15 protein-coding genes are annotated in these 19,960 nt (G+C 66.6%); 5 read left to right on the plus strand and 10 right to left on the minus strand.

Going from position 1 to position 19,960, the window contains the following annotated elements:
* Positions 1-24: 24 nt before the first annotated feature.
* The 6 genes from ACOQOP_RS09420 to ACOQOP_RS09445 all read right to left on the minus strand — a co-directional run bounded on the left by ACOQOP_RS09420 (position 25) and on the right by ACOQOP_RS09445 (position 6,626).
* Complete coding sequence (locus tag ACOQOP_RS09420) at positions 25-1,629, minus strand: hypothetical protein (protein ID WP_420566073.1); 1,605 nt, start codon at positions 1,627-1,629, stop codon at positions 25-27.
* 55 nt (positions 1,630-1,684) lie between these two features.
* Entirely contained in the window at positions 1,685-2,515 is an 831-nt protein-coding gene (locus ACOQOP_RS09425) for an ABC transporter permease (RefSeq protein ID WP_420566074.1), read from the minus strand.
* Complete coding sequence (locus tag ACOQOP_RS09430; protein WP_420566075.1) at positions 2,512-3,348, minus strand: ABC transporter permease; 837 nt, start codon at positions 3,346-3,348, stop codon at positions 2,512-2,514. The genes ACOQOP_RS09425 and ACOQOP_RS09430 overlap by 4 nt, the downstream gene beginning before the upstream one ends.
* A 40-nt stretch (positions 3,349-3,388) precedes the next feature.
* Positions 3,389-4,579 carry an ABC transporter substrate-binding protein gene (locus ACOQOP_RS09435; protein ID WP_420566076.1) on the minus strand — a complete coding sequence of 397 codons (1,191 nt, stop codon included), beginning with the start codon at positions 4,577-4,579 and terminating at the stop codon, positions 3,389-3,391.
* Between the two features lie 55 nt (positions 4,580-4,634).
* The gene (locus tag ACOQOP_RS09440) at positions 4,635-5,741 is read right to left on the minus strand and encodes an ABC transporter ATP-binding protein (protein WP_420566077.1); all 1,107 of its coding nucleotides are present in this window, start codon (positions 5,739-5,741) and stop codon (positions 4,635-4,637) included.
* Between the two features lie 84 nt (positions 5,742-5,825).
* Positions 5,826-6,626: an MBL fold metallo-hydrolase gene (locus ACOQOP_RS09445; protein WP_420566078.1), complete on the minus strand. Its 801-nt coding sequence runs from the start codon at positions 6,624-6,626 to the stop codon at positions 5,826-5,828.
* A 131-nt stretch (positions 6,627-6,757) separates the two neighbouring features.
* On the opposite strand from ACOQOP_RS09445, the gene ACOQOP_RS09450 reads away from it, so the two are divergent.
* The 5 genes from ACOQOP_RS09450 to ACOQOP_RS09470 all read left to right on the plus strand — a co-directional run bounded on the left by ACOQOP_RS09450 (position 6,758) and on the right by ACOQOP_RS09470 (position 12,861).
* Positions 6,758-8,386, plus strand: a complete 1,629-nt coding sequence (locus tag ACOQOP_RS09450) for an amidohydrolase (protein ID WP_420566079.1) — start codon at positions 6,758-6,760, stop codon at positions 8,384-8,386.
* Positions 8,387-8,535: 149 nt separating this feature from the next.
* The gene (locus ACOQOP_RS09455) at positions 8,536-9,405 is read left to right on the plus strand and encodes an FAD binding domain-containing protein (protein WP_420566080.1); all 870 of its coding nucleotides are present in this window, start codon (positions 8,536-8,538) and stop codon (positions 9,403-9,405) included.
* A 5-nt stretch (positions 9,406-9,410) separates the two neighbouring features.
* Positions 9,411-9,893, plus strand: coding sequence for a (2Fe-2S)-binding protein (locus ACOQOP_RS09460; protein ID WP_420566081.1), 483 nt, complete (start codon positions 9,411-9,413; stop codon positions 9,891-9,893).
* Entirely contained in the window at positions 9,890-12,151 is a 2,262-nt protein-coding gene (locus ACOQOP_RS09465; RefSeq protein ID WP_420566082.1) for a xanthine dehydrogenase family protein molybdopterin-binding subunit, read from the plus strand. Before ACOQOP_RS09460 ends, ACOQOP_RS09465 begins: the two co-directional genes overlap by 4 nt.
* 299 nt (positions 12,152-12,450) lie before the next feature.
* A complete protein-coding gene (locus tag ACOQOP_RS09470; RefSeq protein ID WP_420566083.1) occupies positions 12,451-12,861 on the plus strand; it encodes a PAS domain-containing protein in 411 nt (136 codons plus the stop codon).
* Positions 12,862-12,876: 15 nt separating this feature from the next.
* Here the strand turns inward: ACOQOP_RS09470 and ACOQOP_RS09475 are convergent, their stop codons facing one another.
* From ACOQOP_RS09475 to ACOQOP_RS09490, 4 genes are all read right to left on the minus strand, one after another.
* Positions 12,877-14,205 (minus strand): methyl-accepting chemotaxis protein, encoded by a 1,329-nt coding sequence (locus tag ACOQOP_RS09475; RefSeq protein ID WP_420566084.1) that lies wholly within the window; start codon positions 14,203-14,205, stop codon positions 12,877-12,879.
* 103 nt (positions 14,206-14,308) lie between these two features.
* A complete protein-coding gene (locus ACOQOP_RS09480) occupies positions 14,309-15,352 on the minus strand; it encodes a siderophore-interacting protein (protein WP_420566085.1) in 1,044 nt (347 codons plus the stop codon).
* Positions 15,353-15,486: 134 nt separating this feature from the next.
* Entirely contained in the window at positions 15,487-18,630 is a 3,144-nt protein-coding gene (locus ACOQOP_RS09485) for an efflux RND transporter permease subunit (protein ID WP_420566086.1), read from the minus strand.
* Positions 18,631-18,652: 22 nt separating this feature from the next.
* Positions 18,653-19,834 carry an efflux RND transporter periplasmic adaptor subunit gene (locus tag ACOQOP_RS09490; protein WP_420566087.1) on the minus strand — a complete coding sequence of 394 codons (1,182 nt, stop codon included), beginning with the start codon at positions 19,832-19,834 and terminating at the stop codon, positions 18,653-18,655.
* Between the last annotated feature and the right edge of the window lie 126 nt (positions 19,835-19,960).

Raw genomic sequence — 19,960 nt, forward strand, 5'->3', positions numbered from 1 at the left:
CTCCTCTTCGTTCTTGTCTTGCTGTCAGTCCTGGGCGGGCGGCGTCGGCATCACCCATTCCGCACCGCGCACCGTCTCCACATATTCCGGCCACGGGAAATGGATCGGGGCCGGCGCGTTCTTGCCGAGCAGCGGCGGGATCCACTTGGAGCCGCCGATGCCGCCGCCGGTGCGCTCGTCGAACTCGGCCTTGCAGCGGGCCAGGGCCTCGGGGCTCTCCATCAGCTCCAGCCCGGTGGTGGCGATCACCTTGCCGGCCGTCAGGAACATCGGGTCCATCGCCCCCGGCACGCCGCCCAGCGCGCAGTGGCACCAGTGCGGCACCTTCACGCCCGGCGCGGGGTTCTTGAGCGCCGCCCGGCCGACATACAGGCGTACGGTCGGCGTGTGCCAGGTCATGTCGGTATAGTCGTCGGAAGTATAGTTCTTCTGCCAGGACGGGATCTGCGCGCGCAGGATCGCCTCCCCCTCCTTCGGATCGACGAGCTGCTCCAGGATCTCCGGGAACGGCTCCTCCGGCGCCTCGTAGCCGAGGTTGCGGATCATCTCACGGCCGAACTCCTTGGCCTCATCGCTGAATTTCGGCGGACCGACCAGCTCGAAATTCGAATAGGTGATCTCGGCCAGCGCATTGTTCGCCATGCCCGGCCGGGTCTTGGTCACCCACTCGGACTTGACCTGGCAGTGGGTCAGGTCGGCGACGTGCTCGGCGTTGTTGTCCAGCACCCGCTCGATCGCCTCGGCCATCTCGATGGACGGGCAGCGCCAGGCGTACTGGATCTGCGAATAGCGCGGCGGCAGGTTGTCGGCGGTCGCGAAGCCGCCGTTCAGGATCGCCTCGTTCAGGGTCCAGGAGCCCCGGTGCGGCAGCATGTTCTCCTTGGTGTATTTGGTGGTCGTGTACATCAGGCACATGGCGTCGAGGGCGGCGGGCGCGCGGGCGATGGCGTGGCTGTTCTGCGAGCCCTTCCGCTCGCCGGCCGACCCCCAGGTCTCCGGATCGACGGATTCGAAGGTGTAGACCTTCGACCAGTAGCAACCGCAATGGGTCTCCCAGATCACCGTGTTGGACAGGTCCGGCAGCGAGGTCGGGTGGAAGCTGATCAGCGCGTCGATGTCGTCGTAATAGCCGTGGCTGGCGTGGATTGGCTTGGAACCGCACATTTTCTCGGCCGGCTCACCGAAGAATTTGATCCGGCCGGCGATGTTGTGCTCCTTCATCGCCGCCTGCATGGCGAGCGCCCCGGTCAGGCCGCCGAGGCCGAGGGCGGAGTGCGGGTCGGTATGCCCGGCGGCATAGGGATGCACGCCCTCGCGGGGTTTGCGGTACGGCACGGCCTCCTGGCTGGAGCCGACCACGGCGTCGTATTCGGCGTAGCAGCAGATGGTCGGCCCGCCGCTCCCGTTCTCCCAGGTGGCGCAGAGCGCGGTCGGCATCCCGGCCGAGCCCGGTTCGACCTCGAAGCCCTCGGCGCGCAGGCGCTCGACGTACCAGGCGGCCGACTTGTACTCGCGCCAGGACGGCTCATGCAGGTGCCAGATCTCCATGTGATCGCGCGACAGGCGCTCGGCATTGGCTTCGACCCAGGCAAGGGCAGTCCGCTTTGCGGGCGTCAGCTCCGCGGTCATGGTGGTCTCCATCGATGTGACATGGCGACCGGCGGCAGCCGCCGGCGCCGGAAGATCAGGCCTCGCCGCCCTCGATCCGGGCGGTCAGGCGCGCCCGTCGGCGCTGGCGCACCCACAGCTCGGTCAGCAGCAGAGCAAGGGTGATCGCGATCAGCATGGTGGCGATCGAAGCGATGGTCGGGTCGAGATGGTCCTGGATGCCGTCCCAGATCCGCTTCGGCAGGGTGTAGACGTTGCGACTGGTCACGAAGAGCGCCACGACGATCTCGTCGAACGAGATGGTGAAGGCGAACAGCGCGCCCGACAGCATGCCCGGGACGATGCTTGGCAGGATGACCCAACGGATCGTCTGCGAGGTCGAGGCGCCGAGATTGCGCGACGCCTGCTCCAGCCGGACGTCGAAATTCGCCAGCGAGGCGGACACGGTGATCACCACATAGGGGATGGCGATCAGGGTATGGGCCAGGATCAGGCCGAAATAGGTGTCCATGATCCCGAGATCGATCCAGAACCGGTACATGGCCAGCGCCTGCACGATCGTCGGCACGATGATCGGGGTCAGCATGAAGGTGCGGACCGACTCAGCCGCGTTGCTCGCCAGCCGCCAGCAGCCGATGGCGCAGAGCGTGCCCAGGATCAGGGCGGCGATGGTCGAGCAGGTGGCGACGATCACGCTGTCCAGCGTGGCGGCCAGCCAGATCTCCTTTTCGAAGAAGGCCGCGTAATGCTGCAGCGACAGGCCTTCCTTGGGCAGCGACAGGTAGTACTGGTCGGTGAAGGAGACCGGTACGACAATGATCATCGGCAGGACCAGGAAGGCCAGAACGGTCCAGGCCAGGCCATAGACCACACAGCGGCCGAAGACGACGCGCGGATCCTTTTTCATCGCGCACCAAACACTTTCTTCAAGTCGACGAAGCGGGCCACCAGGGCGAGGGACAGGAACACCGAGAACAGCAGGGTCGAGGCCAGCATGGTCGCCTGACCCCAGCGCAGCGTCTCCTCGAAGCTGACCTGGATGTATTCGGAGATCATCACAACCTTGCCTCCGCCGAGCAGTGCGGGGGTGATGAAGAAGCCGAGGGAGAACACGAAGACCAGGATGGTCGCGGCGATCAGGCCGGGCTTGCTCAGCGGCAGGTAGACGTCCTTGAACGCCACCCAGGGCGATGCGCCGAGGCCGCGGGCCGCACTGACCAAGCGGTCCTGGATGCCGGTCATGTTGGAGTAGATCGGCAGCACCGCCAGCGGCAGCATGAAATGCACCATGCCGACGATCACGCCGAACTCGTTTCGGACCAGGGCCAGCGGCTCGTCGATGATGCCGAGCTCCTGCAGGCCGGTATTGATGAGCCCCTGGGTGCGCAGCAGCATGACCCAGGCGAAGGCGCGGATCAGCACGCTCAGCCAGAAGGTCAGCAGCACGCAGAACATCATCCAGGTGCGCTGGCGCTCGCCGACCTGGGCCATGGCATAGGCGACGATGTAGCCGCAGACCACGGTGATCGCCGTGGTGATGACGCAGACCCGGATCGTGGTGATCCAGATCCGGTGGATCAGCGCCCGGTCGATCAGTTCGCTGTAGTTCCCGAACCCGGGGACCGGGTCGGTCACGCTGATCCAGAGGACCTGGATCAGCGGATAGATGTAGAAGACGAGCATGAGCAGGACCGCCGGCGCGATCAGCCACCAATAGACCCGGCGAAGTGAAGCGTGCATGTGCGGCCTGCCAATGCCCTTTGTCTAATAACCGACTGACCTACGACGACAGGGCGTCGAGCCACATCTCGCGCGACAGCTCGTCGTTCGTCAGATTGCGGACGCCGCTGTCCTCTTCGTACCAGGGGCCGTTCTGCAGCACCTGGAGGGCGAGGTTCTCGGGCTGGCCCGGATCGATGTACTTCTTGTCGGCCGGCACCATGTCGGCGGCGGCCGGGTTGGCCGGACCGTTGCCCATGGCGTTGAACAGCACGAGCTGCTGCTCCGGATCCTGGGCGGAGGCGATGAACTTCATCGCGGTCTCCACGCCGGCCGGATTGCCCTTCGGCACGTTCCACATGCCGGCGGTGACGATGCCGTCCTGCCAGGTCCAGGTCACGTCGCCGTTGGTCTCCTGGTTCAGGAGGTTGGCGCGGGTGTGCCAGATGTTGCCCATCACCACTTCACCGGTGCGGAACAGCTCCTGGCTCTGCGAGCCCGAGCCCCAGGCGATCACGCTGTCCTTGATCTCCTTGAGCTTGGAGACGGCCAGATCGATGTCGATCGGGTAGACCTCGTTCGGCGCGCGTCCGGCCGCCATCATGCAGGCCTCGAGCATGCCGTTCGGCTGCTTGCGCAGGGTGCGGTTGCCCGGGAACTTCTCCAGATCCCAGAAGTCCTTCCAGCCGGTCGGCTCGGACGGAACGGACTTCTTGTTGTAGGCCAGGATGAAGCTGAACATGTAGTTCGGGGCGCCGTACTCGTAGGCGAAGATGTCCTGCATCTTCGACTTGTCGACGACCGAGTAGTCGATCGGCTCGAGGACGCCCTGCTTCTGCAGGACCAGCGTGGTGCCGGTACCGGTGTCGCAGACGTCCCAGGTCACGGCACCGGCGTCGACCATCGCCTTGATCTTGGAGCCGAGCGGGCCGGTGCCGTCGATCACGACCTTCGTGCCGGTCGCCTTCTCGAACGGCTCGCCGAACGCTTTCTGATAGGCTTCCACCGCCGGGCCGCCCCAGTTCACGACCACGATCTCGCCGGCCGCCTTGGCGGAGCCGCTGCCCAGGGTCAGCACAGAGGTGCCGGCACCCAGGATCGTCAGCGCCTGCAGGAAGGTGCGTCGGTCGATCTGGCCCTTCTTCAGCCGCTCGGCCGCGATCTCCACGCAGTCCCGCGCGAAATCGCTGTCACCCGCGTCCTCGATCTCCGGATAGAGATCCTTCTCATACAGGGTCTTGGTCAAGGTCATGCCAGGCTCCTCACGTTGGCGGCCGGCCCCCTGCCAACCGCGGATTTCTAAGGGTTCAGCGGTCGCGGACGACCACGGACGCGTCCGGCTCCCAACCGAGCCAGATCGTGTTCCCGATCGACGGCTCGATCGCGCAGGTCCAGGCCGGCGTGGTGGCGATCAGCTCGCCCAGCGCCTCGGTCTGCACCTGAAAATGATAGGCGGAGCCGTAGTAGTTGAAGGCGGTGATCTTGCCGGAGATCGCGTTGGTCGCCGCCGGCCGCTCGGCCGAGAGCGCGATCTTCTCCGGGCGCAGGGCGATCAGCACCTCGCCGTTCGACTTGGTGTGGTTCGCCGGTCCGGCCTGCACCAGCGGCTGGCCGCCGCAGACATAGGTGAAGGCGTCGTTCTTCTTCTCCGCCACCTTGCCCAGCAGGAAGTTGGACTTGCCGAGGAAGTCGGCGACGAAGCGGGTGGCAGGCTTCTCGTAGAGCACGCCCGGAACGCCCTGCTGCTCGATCTTGCCGTCGCGCAGGATGATGATCGTGTCCGACATGGACAGCGCCTCCTCCTGGTCGTGCGTGACGTAGATGAAGGTGGTGCCGAGCCGCTGGTGCAGCGATTTCAGCTCCCACTGCAGGTCGGCGCGCAGCTTCTTGTCGAGGGCCGACAGCGGTTCGTCGAGCAGCAGCAGGTCCGGCTCGAACACGATGGCGCGGGCGAGCGCGACGCGCTGCTGCTGGCCGCCGGAAAGCTGGGAGGGATAGCGCTCGGCCAGATGGCCCATCTGCACCAGTTCCAGCGCGCTCTTGATCTTGGCCGACGCATCCGCCTTGGACACGCCGCGGACCTTCAGCGGGAACCAGATGTTGTCGGCCACGGTCATGTGCGGGAACAGGGCATAGCCCTGGAACACCATGCCGAAATTCCGTTTGTCCGGCGGGAACCGGGTGATGTCCTTGTCGTCCAGCAGAATGCTGCCGCCGCTCGGCTCCACGAAGCCGGCGATCGCCATGAGGATCGTCGTCTTGCCGGAGCCGGACGGGCCCAGCAGCGTCAGGAAAGATCCGCGCGGAACGTCGAGGTCCACCCCGTCGACCGCGGCAAGCGATCCGTAGACCTTGGAAAGGTTCCGCAATGACAGGGCATGGCCGCTCCGCGCCCCGTTCGATCCGTCCGGCATGTGTGTGTATCCCTTACTCACCGAATAGCGAGACCGGTATGCTGCGCTTTTAGGCAACGGCCGTGCAAGCCCAAATATCGAGCATTAACTGCTCAAATATTGATCAATCAGAAATTGATACTTGGCCGCGCCAAAGCTTTCCCTGTGTCCGCCATGCACGGCAGAGACGTTTAGTTGTTTTAGTCTGCGCATAGAAACAGCATAGGCAGCGGGATCGCTGTCCGGCAAGGTGTCGATCAGCAGTCCGTCGTAGATCGTGTCGCCGCCAATCAGGATTCCTGTCGCCGCCTCCCACAGGCAGATCGACCCCGGGCTGTGGCCCGGCGTGTGCAGCACCTCGAAACTGCGGTCGCCCAGATCGACCGTGTCGCCATCGGCCAATAGGGCGGTCGGGGTCGCCCCGGGGATGCGCCATTCCTCGGGCTTGAAGGACGGCGACGGCGCGGCGGCGATCAGGGCGCCCGAGACATCGAAGCCGGACTGCCGCAGCCGCTCCTTCTTCTCGGCGCTGTACCCGTCGAAGGAGAGTTCCAGGTCGGCCGGAGGATCGCGCATCACATCGGCCTCGGCCGCGTGCATCCGCAGGTCCCCGGCGAACTCGTGAGCCGAGCCGATATGGTCCACATGGGCGTGGCTGAGCACGTGCACCACCGGCTTGTCGAGGAACGGGTCGAGGAAGCGGCGCAGGCTGCACACCCCCATGCCGGCATCCACCAGCAGGTCGCGGTCGCGGCCGCGCACCAGGAACATGTTGGCCCGCAGCAATCGGGACACATGCGGCTCCCATATCCGCAGCACCCCCTGGGGCAGCCACTCGATGGCGAACCAGTTGTCGGCGGTCGGCAGGCGGTCGAAGGTCGGGCCGGGAATGGAGCCGGGCAGCATCGCTGTCTCCCTGATCAGGCGAAAAACGGAGGCCGCGAGGAAGGGCGCTTGTCTGGCACAGCGAACCTCGCGAGGATTGGCGGGCGCACAGCATGCCCTCCCTTCCCGCGCAAGCACAGCCGGAGACTGACATGACGACGCTCGCCGCCGACCTGGTGATGACCGCCGGGCGCATTGCCACCATGGATTCGGCCGGAACCTTCGTGGAGGCGCTGGCGGCGCGGGACGGCAAGATCGTGGCTCTCGGCAGCGCCGCCGAGATCAAGGCGCTGATGGGCCCGGACACCGAGGTCATCGACCTCGCCGGCCGCACCGCCATCCCCGGCATCGTCGACAGTCACAACCACCCGGACGCCTATGCCGCCCGCCTCGCCTCCTGGGAACTCCTGAGCCCCGATCGGATCCAGAGCCGCGACGCCCTGCTCGCCCGCCTGTCCGACGTCGCCGCCAGCAAGGGACCGGACGAATGGGTCGCCGGATATCGGCTGAACGAGAACAAGTCCGGCGGCTACCCGACCCTCGAGGAACTGGACGCGGCCGCCCAGGGCCGTCCGCTGTTTATCCTGCGCACCGACGGCCATATCGGCCTGGCCAACAGCCGCGCCTTCGCCGAGCTCGGCATCGACGAGACCACCCAGCCGCCGGAATTCGGTGCCTTCGACAAGCATCCGGACACAGGCAAGCTGACCGGCATCGTGCGCGAGACGGCGGCCCACCTGTTCCTCGACCGGGTGCATGAGGGCGACACGCCGGAGAGCATCGCCGCCGGGCTGGAGCGGGTGTTCGCGGAGTGGACCTCCTACGGCATCACCTCGGTCTACAACTCGCTGACCCCGTCCAAGGGCATCCGCGCCTACCAGATGATGAAGGACGAGGGCCGGCTGAACATGCGGGTCGGCATCATCGCGTCGGGCCGCGAGACCGGGCTGGTGGAGTCGCTGACCGCCGCCGGCATCCGCTCCGGCTTCGGCGACGACTGGGTGCGGATCATCGGCGTCGAATGGTGCCCGGACTGCTCCACCTCCGGCCGCACCGCCGCCTATTACGAGCCCTATGTCGGCAAGAAGATCAAAGGTGAGCCGGAGCCGAATATCGGCGTCCTGCTGTACGAGTTGGAGGACCTGAAGCGCCGGGCGCTGGCCGCCCACAAAGCCGGGCTGCAGGTCATGATCGAGGGGGTCGGCGACCGCGGCATCGACTTCGCGCTGGACGCCATCGAGTACTGCCTGGAGCAGCACCCGATGGAGGATCACCGCATGCGGGTCGAGCATTGCTGCTACGTCACCCCGCCGCTGCAGGAGCGCCTGCAGAAGCTCGGGGTGATCGACAGCTCGGCCACCGGCTTCATGTACGACCTGGGCGACGCCTATATCGCCAACCGCGGCCAGCAGGCGATGGCCCGCATGTGGCCGCACCGGGCGATGATCGACGCCGGCATCCCCGCCCCGGGCCATTCCGACGCCATGGTCTGCCAGGCGAACCCGTTCCTCGCCCTGTGGTCGATGGTCAACCGCAAGTCGGATACCGGCGGCGACCTGGACGCCTCCCAGGCGATCACTCCGACCGAGGCGCTCAACGCCTATACTTGGCTCGGCGCCCATTCCGGTCGGGAGGAACACCTGAAGGGCTCGCTGGAGCTCGGCAAGCTGGCCGACGTGGCGGTGCTCGACCGGGATTATTTCTCGATTCCGACCGAAGAGATTCGCGAAGTGCAGGTCGACATGACGGTCATAGGCGGTAGAGTCGTCCACCAGCGTTGAGTGAAATCCCCCGCAATCTTTGGGGGGTGACCGAGTCGCTTTGCCCGTCGTAGCCTCACGCGACGGAGCATTTTGTATGCAATCCCCCGCAGAAGAGGGGCCCCCGTCTCATCGTGAGGCGGGTCCGGGAAAGGAAAACGGGAAGGGCCATGTCCGACATTCGATATCTGGCGCCGCAGACGCTCGACGATGCGATCGCCCAATACGCCGCAGCCGAGGGGGCCGCGCGCATTCTCGCCGGCGGCACCGATCTTCTGGTGCAGATGCGGTCCGGCATGCTGAAGCCGGGAACCATCGTCGACGTGAAGAAGATCCCAGAACTGACCGCGATCCAGAAGACGGCCGATGGCGGCTTCAAGATCGGCGCCGCGGTCGCTGGTGCGAAACTCGAGGAGGATCCCGACTTCGGCAAGGCCTGGCCGGGCGTGCTGGAGGCGCTGAACCTCATCGGCTCCACCCAGATCCAAGGCCGGGCGTCGATGGGCGGCAACCTGTGCAACGGCTCGCCGGCCGGCGACAGCGTTCCGGCGCTGGTGGCCGCCGGTGCGGTGGCGACCATCAAGGGGCCGAACGGCACCCGCGAGCTGGCGGTCGAGAAGGTTCCCGCCGGGCCGGGCAAGACCAACCTGAAGCCGGGCGAGATCCTGGTCAGCTTCACCTTCCCCACCCGTCCCAAGGGCTCCAGCGACGCCTATCTGCGGATGATCCCGCGCACGGAGATGGACATCGCCGTGGTCGGGGTCGGCGTCAGCCTGACCCTCGAGGGCGGTACCTGCACCGCCGCCCGCGTCGGCCTGGGCGCGGTCGCTCCGACCGTGCTGCTCGTGGAGGACGCCGCCAAGGCGCTGATCGGCAGCAAGCTCGACGACGCCGCGATCGAGAAGGCCGCCGCCGCCTGCTCCGCCGCCTGCAATCCGATCGACGACAAGCGCGGCACCATCGCTTACCGAACAAAGGTGGCCGGCGTGCTGCTCAAGCGCACGACCGCAATCGCCGCCGAACGCGCCGGGAGGGCCTGACACCAATGGCGAAGATCCACGTTTCCACCACCATCAACGGCGAGCCGACCGAGTTTCTGTGCGACGCCGCGGACAGCATGCTGGACGCGCTGCGCGACACGCTCGGACTCACCGGCTCCAAGGAAGGCTGCGGCACCGGCGACTGCGGCGCCTGCAGCATCACCCTGAACGGCCGGCTGGTCTGCTCCTGCCTGATGCTGGCCGCCGAGGCCGACGGCCATGAGATCGAGACGATCGAAGGCATGGCCAAGCCGGACAAGCTGCATCCGCTGCAGCAGAAGTTCCTGGAATCCGCCGCCCTGCAGTGCGGCATCTGCACCCCGGGGATGCTCGTCGCGGCCAAGTCGCTGCTGGAACGCAACCCGAACCCGACCGAAACCGAAGTCCGTTTCTGGCTCGCCGGCAACCTGTGCCGGTGCACCGGTTACGACAAGATCGTCCGCGCGGTCATGGAGACCGCCGCCGACATGCGGGAGGCTGCCCGATGAACGACCAAAGCAACAAATGGATCGGTAAGCGTACCATCCGCCCCGACGGCGCCGACAAGGTCACCGGCCGGGCCGCCTATGCCGCCGACGCGACCATGCCCGGGATGATCTGGGCCAAGGTGCTGCGTAGCCCGCATCCCCATGCGGTCATCAAGTCGATCGACACCTCCAAGGCCGAGGCGCTGCCCGGCGTGAAGGCGGTGGCGACCGCCGCGGACTTCGTCGACTTCCCGGTCGACACGCCGGTGCCGCTGGGAATCCAGGACATGCGCTGGATGAGCCGCAACATGCTGGCCAAGGAGAAGGTGCTGTTCCACGGCCACCCGATCGCTGCCGTGGCCGCGACCAATGAGGAGATCGCGGCCGAGGCCTGCGCCCTGATCGAGGTGGAGTACGAGGTTCTGCCCTTCGCCATCGAGATCGACGACGCGCTCGCCAAGGATGCGCCGATCCTGCACGACTTCATGAAGTTCGACGGCAAGCCGTCCAACATCGCCGGCACCCTGGAGCACACCCTGGGTGACGTCGATGCCGGCTTCGCCGAGGCCGACGTGGTGATCGAGCGCAGCTTCACCACCAAGCCGGTGCACCAGGGCTATATCGAGCCCCATGCCTGCGTTGTCAGCGTCGCGCCGGACAACCGCACGACCATCTGGAGCTCCAGCCAGGGCCAGTTCATGGTCCGGGCGATGACCGCCTATCTGACCGGCATTCCGCAGTCCAACATTAAGGCCATCCCGGCCGAGATCGGCGGCGGGTTTGGCGGCAAGACCATCGTCTATCTGGAGCCGGTCGCCACCATCCTGTCGAAGAAGTCCGGCCGTCCGGTGAAGATGGTCATGACCCGCGAAGAGGTCATGCGTGCCACCGGCCCGACCTCGGGCTCCAAGAGCACCGTGAAGATCGGCGCCAAGAAGGACGGCACCATCGTCGCCGGCAAGGGCACGTTCTACCTGCAGGCCGGCTGCCTTCCGGGCTCGCCGATCCGCGGGGCGGCGGGCTGCGCCTTCGCGCCGTACGACATCAAGAACGTCCATTCCCTGGGCTACGACGTGGTCTCGAACCGCTCCAAGGTCGCCGCCTACCGTGCCCCAGGGGCCCCGATCGGGGCCTTCGCGGTGGAGAGCGTTCTGGACGAGCTGGCCCGCGAACTCGGCATGGATCCGCTGAAGCTGCGTCTGAAGAACGCCGCCAAGGAAGGCACGAAGGCCGCCCACGGCCCGACCTATCCGCGCATCGGCTATGCCGAGACCGTGGAGGCGGCGCTGAACAGCGAGCACTACAAGACGCCGCTCACCGGCAAGTTCCAGGGCCGGGGCGTCGCCTCGGGCTACTGGTTCAACGCCGGCGGCGAGTCCAGTGCCCAGGTCAACATCACCGAGGACGGCAACGTCGTGGTGACCACAGGACATCCCGATATCGGCGGCTCGCGCGCGTCGATCGCCAACATCACCGCCGAACTTCTGGGCATCAACTACGACCAGGTGTCGGTGCAGATCGGCGATACGGCGACCATCGGCTACAGCAACCTGACCGGCGGCAGCCGCGTCCTGTTCGCCTCGGCCATGGTTGTCACCGAGTCGACCGAGCAGGTGATCGAGCAGCTCAAGGGCCGGGCCGCCAAGATCTGGGGCATCGACCCGTCCCAGGTGGTCTGGGAGGGCGGCGAGGCCCGTCCGATGGGCGAGCACAGCGCCAACTTCCCCTCCATGTCCCTGGAGGAACTGGCGGCCAAGGCGAACGCCACCGGCGGCCCGATCGGCGCTGGCAGCCAGAGCAACACCGTCGGCGCCGAAGGCGGCTTTGCGACCCATGTCTGCGACGTGGAGGTGGATGTCGATCTCGGGATCGTACGGGTGCTGCGCTACACCTGCTTCCAGGATGTCGGCCGGGCGATCCACCCGAGCTACGTGGAAGGCCAGCTCCAGGGCGGTGTCGCCCAGGGAATCGGCTGGGCGCTGAACGAGGAGTACATCTACAACAAGAAGGGTCAGGTCGATAATCCGGGCTTCCTCGACTACCGGATGCCGGTCTGCTCCGACCTGCCGATGCTCGACTGCGGTATCATCGAGATCCCGAACCCGAAGCATCCCCAGGGTGTGCGCGGCGTCGGCGAGGTCCCGCTGGTGCCGGGCCCGGCCGCCGTTCGCAACGCGGTGCATGACGCGATCGGGATCTGGATCGATGACCTGCCGCTGTCACCGCCGAACGTGCTGGCGGCGATCGACGCCAATGCCGGCCGGCAGGCCGCCGAGTAACGGCACACAGACAACGGGGCGTGCCGGAACGGATCGGCCCGCCCCCTCTCCCATGAACGGCCGCCGCGCTCACCACCGAGCCGGCGGCCGTTTTCCTTTCAGGGGCCCGAAGCGCTTCCGGATACGCCGGCCAGGTGCGACCTTGAGGCCCGATGGCTGCAAGACTCGGCTCATGCTACAAAGGCATGGAAAAGAAAAAGCCAACAGAGCCCATGTCTTCAGATCGCCGTGTGACGTCCGACTTCGACCTTCCACCCTGGTTTTACGCCGATCTGACCGCAACGGTCTGCAACCGGACTTTGAAAGACGTCCTGGCGCATTGGGAATCCCTCAAGGACGGCGCCGACCTTCCGAAGGCCAGCCGGATAGACCCGTTCGACCTGCGCCCGCATCTCGGCGACCTGTTCATGGTCCGGGTGGGCAACCAGGGCCAGGATTTCACCTATTCGCTGATCGGCACGCGGATCACCGGTGTCCTGGACCGGGACACGACCGGGCAGCGGGTGGAAGACACCTTTCCCGAAGACCACCCGATCCTCAGCATCTACCGGCTGATCCATGACCGGCGCATCCCCGTGCGGACCCATGGCCAACTGAGCTGGGTCCACAAGGACTACAAGCGGTTCGAGAGCGTGATGATGCCGCTGGTCGACGACGAGGGCACGGTGATCAAGGTCCTGGGCGCGGCGGTCTACTTCTCCGACGCCTGACCCCGGCCAGTCAGATTAGCTCTTCAACTGGTCGGACAGTTCGTTCAGCAGCCGCATGACCTCGTGGGAGGCTTCCGCCGCCTCACCGACGAGATGGGTTGCCCGGTCGAGGTCTCCGGTCGCGAAGGCCTTTGCCGCCTCGATGCCGCAGCGATGCACCTGCTGGTGCGGCGCCATCAGCGCCTTCCAGGCCGGCTGGCCGGTCAGGCGTGGATCCGTCTGGGCATCGTACCACTTGCCGAGGCGGCAGCTGTGGTGGTCGGCGAGTTCGTCCGGCCGCAGCACCTCGCGCCCGACCAGCATCTGGGCAAGGCGGCGCATCCAGATCATGTGGTCGGACTTGGCGGCGTGGATGGTGGCGTTCGGCACCCCGGCCTTCACGAAGCCGTCGATCGCCTGGGCGATCGTCGGGCCGGTCTTCTCCAACAGCCCGATGGTGCTGTCGATCATGTAGACGTTACGGGCGCTCATGTCGGCGATGACGGTGACGCCCTCGGAAATCTCCTCGGTGGCGGTCTGCTGTTCACCGAGGATCTGGGACACTTCGCTCATGCTGCGGGTGACCGAGCCGATGCGTTCGGCGAGATTCTCCATCTCGTGACCGACGGTCTGAATGGTGCCGCGCCCCTCTTCGACCCGTTCCGCACCGGAGCGCATGACGCCGACGATCTCCTCCATATCGTGGCGGATGCCGGAGATCCGATCCCGGATATCGACGGTGGCGCTGGCGGTCTGGTTGGCCAGCGTCTTCACCTCGCTCGCGACCACGGCGAAGCCCTTCCCCGCCTCCCCGGCCCGCGCCGCTTCGATCGTGGCGTTCAAGGCAAGCAGGTTGGTCTGCTTGGCGATGGATTCGATGGTCGAGACGATATCGCCGATGGCCACCGACGCCTCGGCCAGGGCATCGACCTTCTGCACGGCCGACTGAACCACCTCGAACACGCTCTCCATGGCATCGACCGCCTGACCCGCGGCGGCCCGGCCGCTGTCGGAGACGGCGGCCGCTTCCGACGCCTCGTCGGTCGCACTCTGGGTGGTATGGCTGATGGTCTGCACGGTCACCGTCAGCTCCTCGACGGCCGAGGCGATCGACTGGGCGCGGTTGTCCACCTCGCGCAGGGAACTCATCATCTCCGAGGTCTTGCGCACGCCGTCGCTGGCGGCGATCGACATGTCGACCCAGCGCTCCAGACGGCCTTCGGCTTCCCGGTCGGACCCGGCGAGCCGCAGGATCTTCTGCCCGAGGTCACCGCCCTGGCGTGCCACCAGATCCCGGTTGCCCGCGAGCATCGCGTCGATCAGATCCTCGGCCGACAGGGACTCGGGCGCTTCCGCGACGCTCATGGCTCGGACTCCGACTTTTCCAGGTCGTGACTGACCGGCCGACCTTGGCCCACAGCCGTTTAAAATTCATTAAGGAGTTTGCGGCCAAGGCCCTTGCGGTCGCTCACTGAGTCCCGTCGCGCCGCCAATAGCCGGCACAGCTGACCTGTCGGGCCGGCAGCCCGCTCCGGGACCGGAAGACCGACCGCAGATGGCGTGCCGTCTCCGCCTCGCCGGCGAACCAGACGGCCGGATCGCTTCCCTCCGGGAGGGATGCCGCCGCCATCCGTCGGCATAGGGCGGCATCGTCCCCGACCACCCACTCGACGGTCGCGCCCGCCGGTGCCGCGATGTCCATCCGGGCATCCGCATGGCGCACCCCGATGATCGCATGCGCGCCCGCCCCTTCCGGCAAGGCCTCCAGGATGCGGGCGATCGCCGGCAGGGCCGTCTCGTCCCCACCGATCAGCAGCCCGTCCGCCGCCGGAAAATAGCCGCCACCCGGACCGATCACCCCGACGGGAGCGCCCGGCTCGGCCTGCTCGGCCCAGTCGGAGACGGCACCCCCGGCATGGCGGACGACATTCACATCGATCTCCCCGCTCTGCGGCCGGATCGCGCGGATCGTGTAGACCCGGACGGCCAGGGCGTCGTCGCCATCCGGAAAGACCACCGCGCCGGACGGGGCGCGGCGCGGCCAGACGGGGGTGCGGTCGCGCGGCGGAACCAGCAGCCGGATGTGCAGGCCGCGCTCCGCGAAGGGCGCCATATCCCGACCCTGAAGGGTGAGACGGACCATCCAGGGGCTTGCCAGGCGCCGGGCCGTCACCCGCATCTCCCGGAAATTGGCCGGCAGCGTCTGCTCGTGCGCATCGCCGCGCCAGACCATGGTGCGGGCCAGCTCCGGATCGTGGGTCGTCAGGTAGTGGGAGATCGTCTCCTGCAGCACCTCCAGGCCACCGATATCGCCGCTTTCGACCCGCACCCGCAGGTCGTTGCCACGGGCCCGGATATGGAAGCTGCCATAGGCGCTGCGGTACTCCACCGCCTCGTGCGTGTGCAGCACGGGCAGCAGGTCATGCTCGGCCAGATGCGCCACCTGCCGGACCAGCCAGGCTCCCGCCCCATCGAGGGTGAGGGTCAGTTCGGCTTGCAAACTGTCGGTCACGATCAGGCGCTCCAAGGTTGGTGGGCCAATCCCGTATAATGCAACTCATTCGCAATATCGAACCCGAATTGGCCCTCGGCAAAGAGAAAGGGCGTCCACCGGTCGGCGGACGCCCTCACCCCTTGGTCCATACCTCAGCCGGCGGGCGCCGGCTCCGGGGCATCGTCGGGCTTCTCCGTCTTCGGCGGTTCAGAGCGGCGCTTGGAGAACAGCCGCATCACCAGCACGAAGAACAGCGGCACGAAGAAGATCGCCAGCACGGTGGCCGAGATCATGCCGCCCATGACGCTGGTGCCGATTGCCTGACGGCTGGCGGCACCCGCTCCGGTGCTGATCGCCAGCGGCAGCACGCCGAGGGTGAAGGCCATGGAGGTCATGATGATCGGCCGGAAGCGCTGGCGGGCGGCTTCCACCGTCGCCTCTAGCAGGTCCATGCCGTCGTCGTAGAGCTCGCGGGCGAACTCCACGATCAGGATGGCGTTCTTCGCCGACAGCCCCACCGTGGTCAGCAGGCCGACCTGGAAGTAGACGTCGTTCGGCAGGATCCGCAGATGGGCGGCCGCGACGGCGCCGAACACCCCGAGCGGCACCACCAGCATGACCGAGACCGGAATGCTCCAGCTCTCGTACAGGGCGGCGAGGCAGAGGAACACCACCAGGATCGACAGCGCGTAAAGCGCCGGCGCCTGATCCCCCGACATCCGCTCCTCGTAGGACAGGCCCGACCACTCGTAGCCGACGCCGTCCGGCAGGCTCTGGGCCATCTCCTGCATCGCCTGCATGGCTACGCCCGAGCTGACGCCCGCGGCCGCCTGTCCCTGGATCTCGATCGAGGACGCGCCGTTGAAGCGCTCCAGCCGGGGTGAGCCGTACGTCCATTCCGAGGTGGCGAAGGCCGAGAACGGCACCATCTCCCCGAAGCTGTTCCGGACATACCAGCGGTCCAGATCGTCCGGCATCATGCGGAAGGGCGCGTCGGCCTGGAGGTAGACCTTCTTGACCCGGCCGTCCTCCATGTAGTCGTTCACATAGGACGCCCCCCAGGCGGTCGAAAGCGTGGTGTTGATGTCGGCGATGGAGAGGCCGAGCGCGCTGGCCTTCTCGTGATCGACATCGACCCGGAACTGCGGGGTGTCGGAGAAGCCGTTCGGCCGGACCTGGGTGACCCGGGCATCCTGCGAGGCCATGCCGAGCAGCTGTCCCCGGGCCTGCATCATGACGTCATGCCCGACGCCGCCCCGGTCGACGAGCTGGAACTCGAAGCCGGTGGCGTTGCCCAGCTCGATGATGGCCGGCGGCGTGAAGGCGAAGATCTGCGCCTCGCGGACCTGCGACAGCGCCCCATAGGCCCGTCCGACGATCGTGGAAACCGGATCCGGGCGCTCGTCCCAGTGCTTCAGGTTGATGAAGGCGATGCCGGCATTCTGACCGCGGCCGCTGAAGCTGAAGCCGGCCACGGTGAACAGTCCGTTCACGTTGGCCTCTTCATTCACCAGGAAGTGATGCTCGACCTTCTTCAGCACCTCGATGGTCCGCTCCTGGCTGGCGTTGTCTGGCAGAGAGATCATCGAGAACATGATGCCCTGGTCCTCGTTCGGCAGGAACGAGGTCGGCAGACGCAGGAACAGGAAGGCGAGCCCGCCGACGATCAGCAGATACACCAAGCCGTAGCGCCACTTGCGACCGACCACATGGCCGACGCTGTTCTGGTAGAACCGGTTGGTCCAGTCGAAGCCGCGGTTGAACCAGCCGAACATGCCGGTCTTGCTGCCGTGACTGTCCTTGGCCCGCAGCATCGACGCGCAGAGCGCCGGGGTCAGCACGATGGCGACGATCACCGACAGCACCATCGACGACACGATGGTGATCGAGAACTGGCGGTAGATCGCCCCGGTCGAGCCGCCGAAGAAGGCCATCGGCACGAACACCGCCGACAGCACCATGGCAATGCCGACCAACGCGCCGGTGATCTGCGACATCGACTTCTTCGTCGCCTCGCGCGGGCCGAGCCCGTCCTCGTGCATCACGCGCTCGACGTTCTCCACCACGACGATGGCGTCATCCACCAGCAGGCCGATGGCCAGCACCATGCCGAACATGGTCAGCGTGTTGATGGTATAGCCGAACGCGGCCAGCACGCCGAAGGTGCCGAGCAGAATGACCGGCACGGCGATCGTCGGGATCAGCGTCGCGCGGATGTTCTGCAGGAACAGGAACATCACGACGAAGACGAGCACGATCGCCTCGAACAGCGTCATCACCACTTCGTTGATCGAGATCTCCACGAACGGCGTGGTGTCGTAGGGGTAGACGACCTCCAGCCCGGCCGGGAAGAACGGCTGCAGCTCGCGGATCTTGGTGCGCACTCCTTCGGCGGTATCCAGGGCGTTCGCGCCGGAGGCCAGGTTCAGGCCCATGCCGACCGCCGCCTGGCCGTTGTAGCGCGCGACCGTCTCGTAGTTGGCGGCGCCGATCTCGACCCGTGCCACGTCCTTCAGCCGCACCTGGGAGCCGTCGGTATTGACCCGGACCAGGATGTTGCCGAATTCCTCCGGCGTCTCCAGGCGCGTCTGGGCGATCAGAGTGGCGTTGATCTGCTGTCCCGGAACCGCCGGGGCACCGCCGATCTGTCCGGCGGAGATCTCGGCGTTCTGGGCGGTGATGGCGCTGCGCACCTCGGTGATGGTGATGCCGTAGCTCTGCAGCTTGGCCGGATCGAGCCAGATCCGCATCGCATGCTCGGACCCGAACAGGCGCACGGAGCCGACGCCTTCGACACGGCTGATCGGGTCGCGCACGTTGTCGGCGATGTAGTTGGCGATATCGCTCTGCGGCATGTCGGTGTCGGACACGAAGCCCAGCACCATCAGGAAGCTGCCGCTGCTCTTCGCCACCTGGATGCCCTGGTCGATCACGCTCTCGGGCAGGAGCGAGGTGGCGAGCTGCAGCTTGTTCTGGGTCTGGACCTGGGCGATGTCCGGATCAGCTTCCGGATTGAAGGTCAGCGTGATCGTCGCCGTGCCGCTGCTGTCGCTGGTCGACTTGATGTAGCGCAGATTGTCGAGACCGGTCATCTGCTGCTCGATGATCTGGGTCACCGAGTTCTCGAGCGTGCTCGCCGACGCGCCGGGATAGGTCGCCGTGACCGTCACCGTGGGCGGGGCGACATTCGGATACTGCTCGATCGGCAGGCGCAGGATCGAAAGCCCGCCCGCGAGCATGATCACGATGGCGATGACCCAGGCGAAGACCGGGCGATCGATGAAGAAACTGGCCATTTGAAAACTCTCGGTTCGGCGTTCAGCTCTGCGCCTTGCTGTCGGCGGCCGCCACGGGCTTCTGGACTTCGACCGGCGTCACCTTGGCGCCCGGCCGGATGCGCTGAAGGCCGTCGACCACCACCCGCTGGCCGTCGTTCAGGCCCTGGTCGATGAGCCAGTCCTTGCCGGCGGCATCGACGATATGGACCTTCGCCTGGGTGACGGTGTCGTCCTCGCCGATGACATAGACATACGGGTCGCCCATCGGGGTGAAGCTGACCGACGCCTGGGGCACCAGAAAGCCGCGATCGACCACGCCCTGATTGACCAGACCGTGCACGAACATGCCCGGCAACAGCTCACGGTCCGGGTTCGGGAAAACGGCGCGCAGGCGCACCGACCCGGTGGTCTCGTCCACGGTCACCTCCGAGAACTGCATGGTGCCCTGCTGCCCGTATTCCAGGTCCACCGCGTCCAGGATCAGGGTGACCGGCAGCTCCGCCTTGCTGCCCAGGGTCCGCTCGCCGGTGCGGAACATCTGGCGCAGACGGAGCAGCGACGCACTGGACTGGGTGAAGTCCACGTTGATCGGATCGAGCTGGGTGATGGTGGCCAGGGCCTGGGCCTGACCGGCGGTCACCAGCGCGCCCTCGGTGATCGAGGACCGGCCGATCTGGCCGGCGATCGGGGCGAGGACCTGGGTGTAGCCGAGACTGATCCGCGCCGCATCGACGGACGCCTGCGCCGCGGCAACGCTGGCCCGGTTCTCCTGCTCCTCCGCAACCACGTCGTCATAAGCCTGACGGCTGACCGCGTTGGTCTTCACCAGGCTCTCGTAGCGCCGCAGCTTGGTGCGGGTGGAGTTCAGGGTCGCCGAGGCCCGCGCCAGTTCCGCCTCGGCCATCTTGACCTGGGCCTCATAGGCGGCATCGTCGATCTGGTACAGCGGCTGGCCCGCCTCGACGGCGGAGCCCTCCTCGAACAGCCGCTTGGTCACGATGCCGTCGACCTGGGGCCGCACCTCGGCCATGCGTAAAGCCACGACGCGGCCGGGCAGCCGGGCGGTCAGGTCGACCGACTCGGCCTTCACGGTGGTGAAGCCGACCTGCGCCGGCGGGCGGGCCGCCGGGCCGGAGGAAGCCTGCTGCTCCTGCTCACAGGCGACGAGGGCGACGGCCGCCAGCAGGACGGCGCAAAGACGGGTCAGGAAAACCTTCGGCACGGTCGAGTTCCTTGTGCGTGAAATCGCATCCGTTGACGGCGGTCCCAGCCTGCGGGATTGCGCCATGGATCATTTGTGTACTATCTAGTACATATTGCATCGCACAACAAGAAAGATGTGCGACGC

The sequence above is a fragment of the Thalassobaculum sp. genome (assembly GCF_965223715.1).
Lineage (GTDB): Bacteria > Pseudomonadota > Alphaproteobacteria > Thalassobaculales > Thalassobaculaceae > Thalassobaculum.

What these genes read in the sequence shown, in the direction of transcription:
- ACOQOP_RS09485 (WP_420566086.1), bottom strand. Translation starts at nt 18,630, where the DNA reads ATGGCCAGTTTCTTCATCGATCGCCCGGTCTTCGCCTGGGTCATCGCC.
- ACOQOP_RS09445 (WP_420566078.1), bottom strand. Translation starts at nt 6,626, where the DNA reads ATGCTGCCCGGCTCCATTCCCGGCCCGACCTTCGACCGCCTGCCGACC.
- ACOQOP_RS09460 (WP_420566081.1), top strand. Translation starts at nt 9,411, where the DNA reads ATGGCGAAGATCCACGTTTCCACCACCATCAACGGCGAGCCGACCGAG.
- ACOQOP_RS09425 (WP_420566074.1), bottom strand. Translation starts at nt 2,515, where the DNA reads ATGAAAAAGGATCCGCGCGTCGTCTTCGGCCGCTGTGTGGTCTATGGC.
- ACOQOP_RS09435 (WP_420566076.1), bottom strand. Translation starts at nt 4,579, where the DNA reads ATGACCTTGACCAAGACCCTGTATGAGAAGGATCTCTATCCGGAGATC.
- ACOQOP_RS09430 (WP_420566075.1), bottom strand. Translation starts at nt 3,348, where the DNA reads ATGCACGCTTCACTTCGCCGGGTCTATTGGTGGCTGATCGCGCCGGCG.
- ACOQOP_RS09420 (WP_420566073.1), bottom strand. Translation starts at nt 1,629, where the DNA reads ATGACCGCGGAGCTGACGCCCGCAAAGCGGACTGCCCTTGCCTGGGTC.
- ACOQOP_RS09455 (WP_420566080.1), top strand. Translation starts at nt 8,536, where the DNA reads ATGTCCGACATTCGATATCTGGCGCCGCAGACGCTCGACGATGCGATC.
- ACOQOP_RS09465 (WP_420566082.1), top strand. Translation starts at nt 9,890, where the DNA reads ATGAACGACCAAAGCAACAAATGGATCGGTAAGCGTACCATCCGCCCC.
- ACOQOP_RS09475 (WP_420566084.1), bottom strand. Translation starts at nt 14,205, where the DNA reads ATGAGCGTCGCGGAAGCGCCCGAGTCCCTGTCGGCCGAGGATCTGATC.
- ACOQOP_RS09450 (WP_420566079.1), top strand. Translation starts at nt 6,758, where the DNA reads ATGACGACGCTCGCCGCCGACCTGGTGATGACCGCCGGGCGCATTGCC.
- ACOQOP_RS09440 (WP_420566077.1), bottom strand. Translation starts at nt 5,741, where the DNA reads ATGCCGGACGGATCGAACGGGGCGCGGAGCGGCCATGCCCTGTCATTG.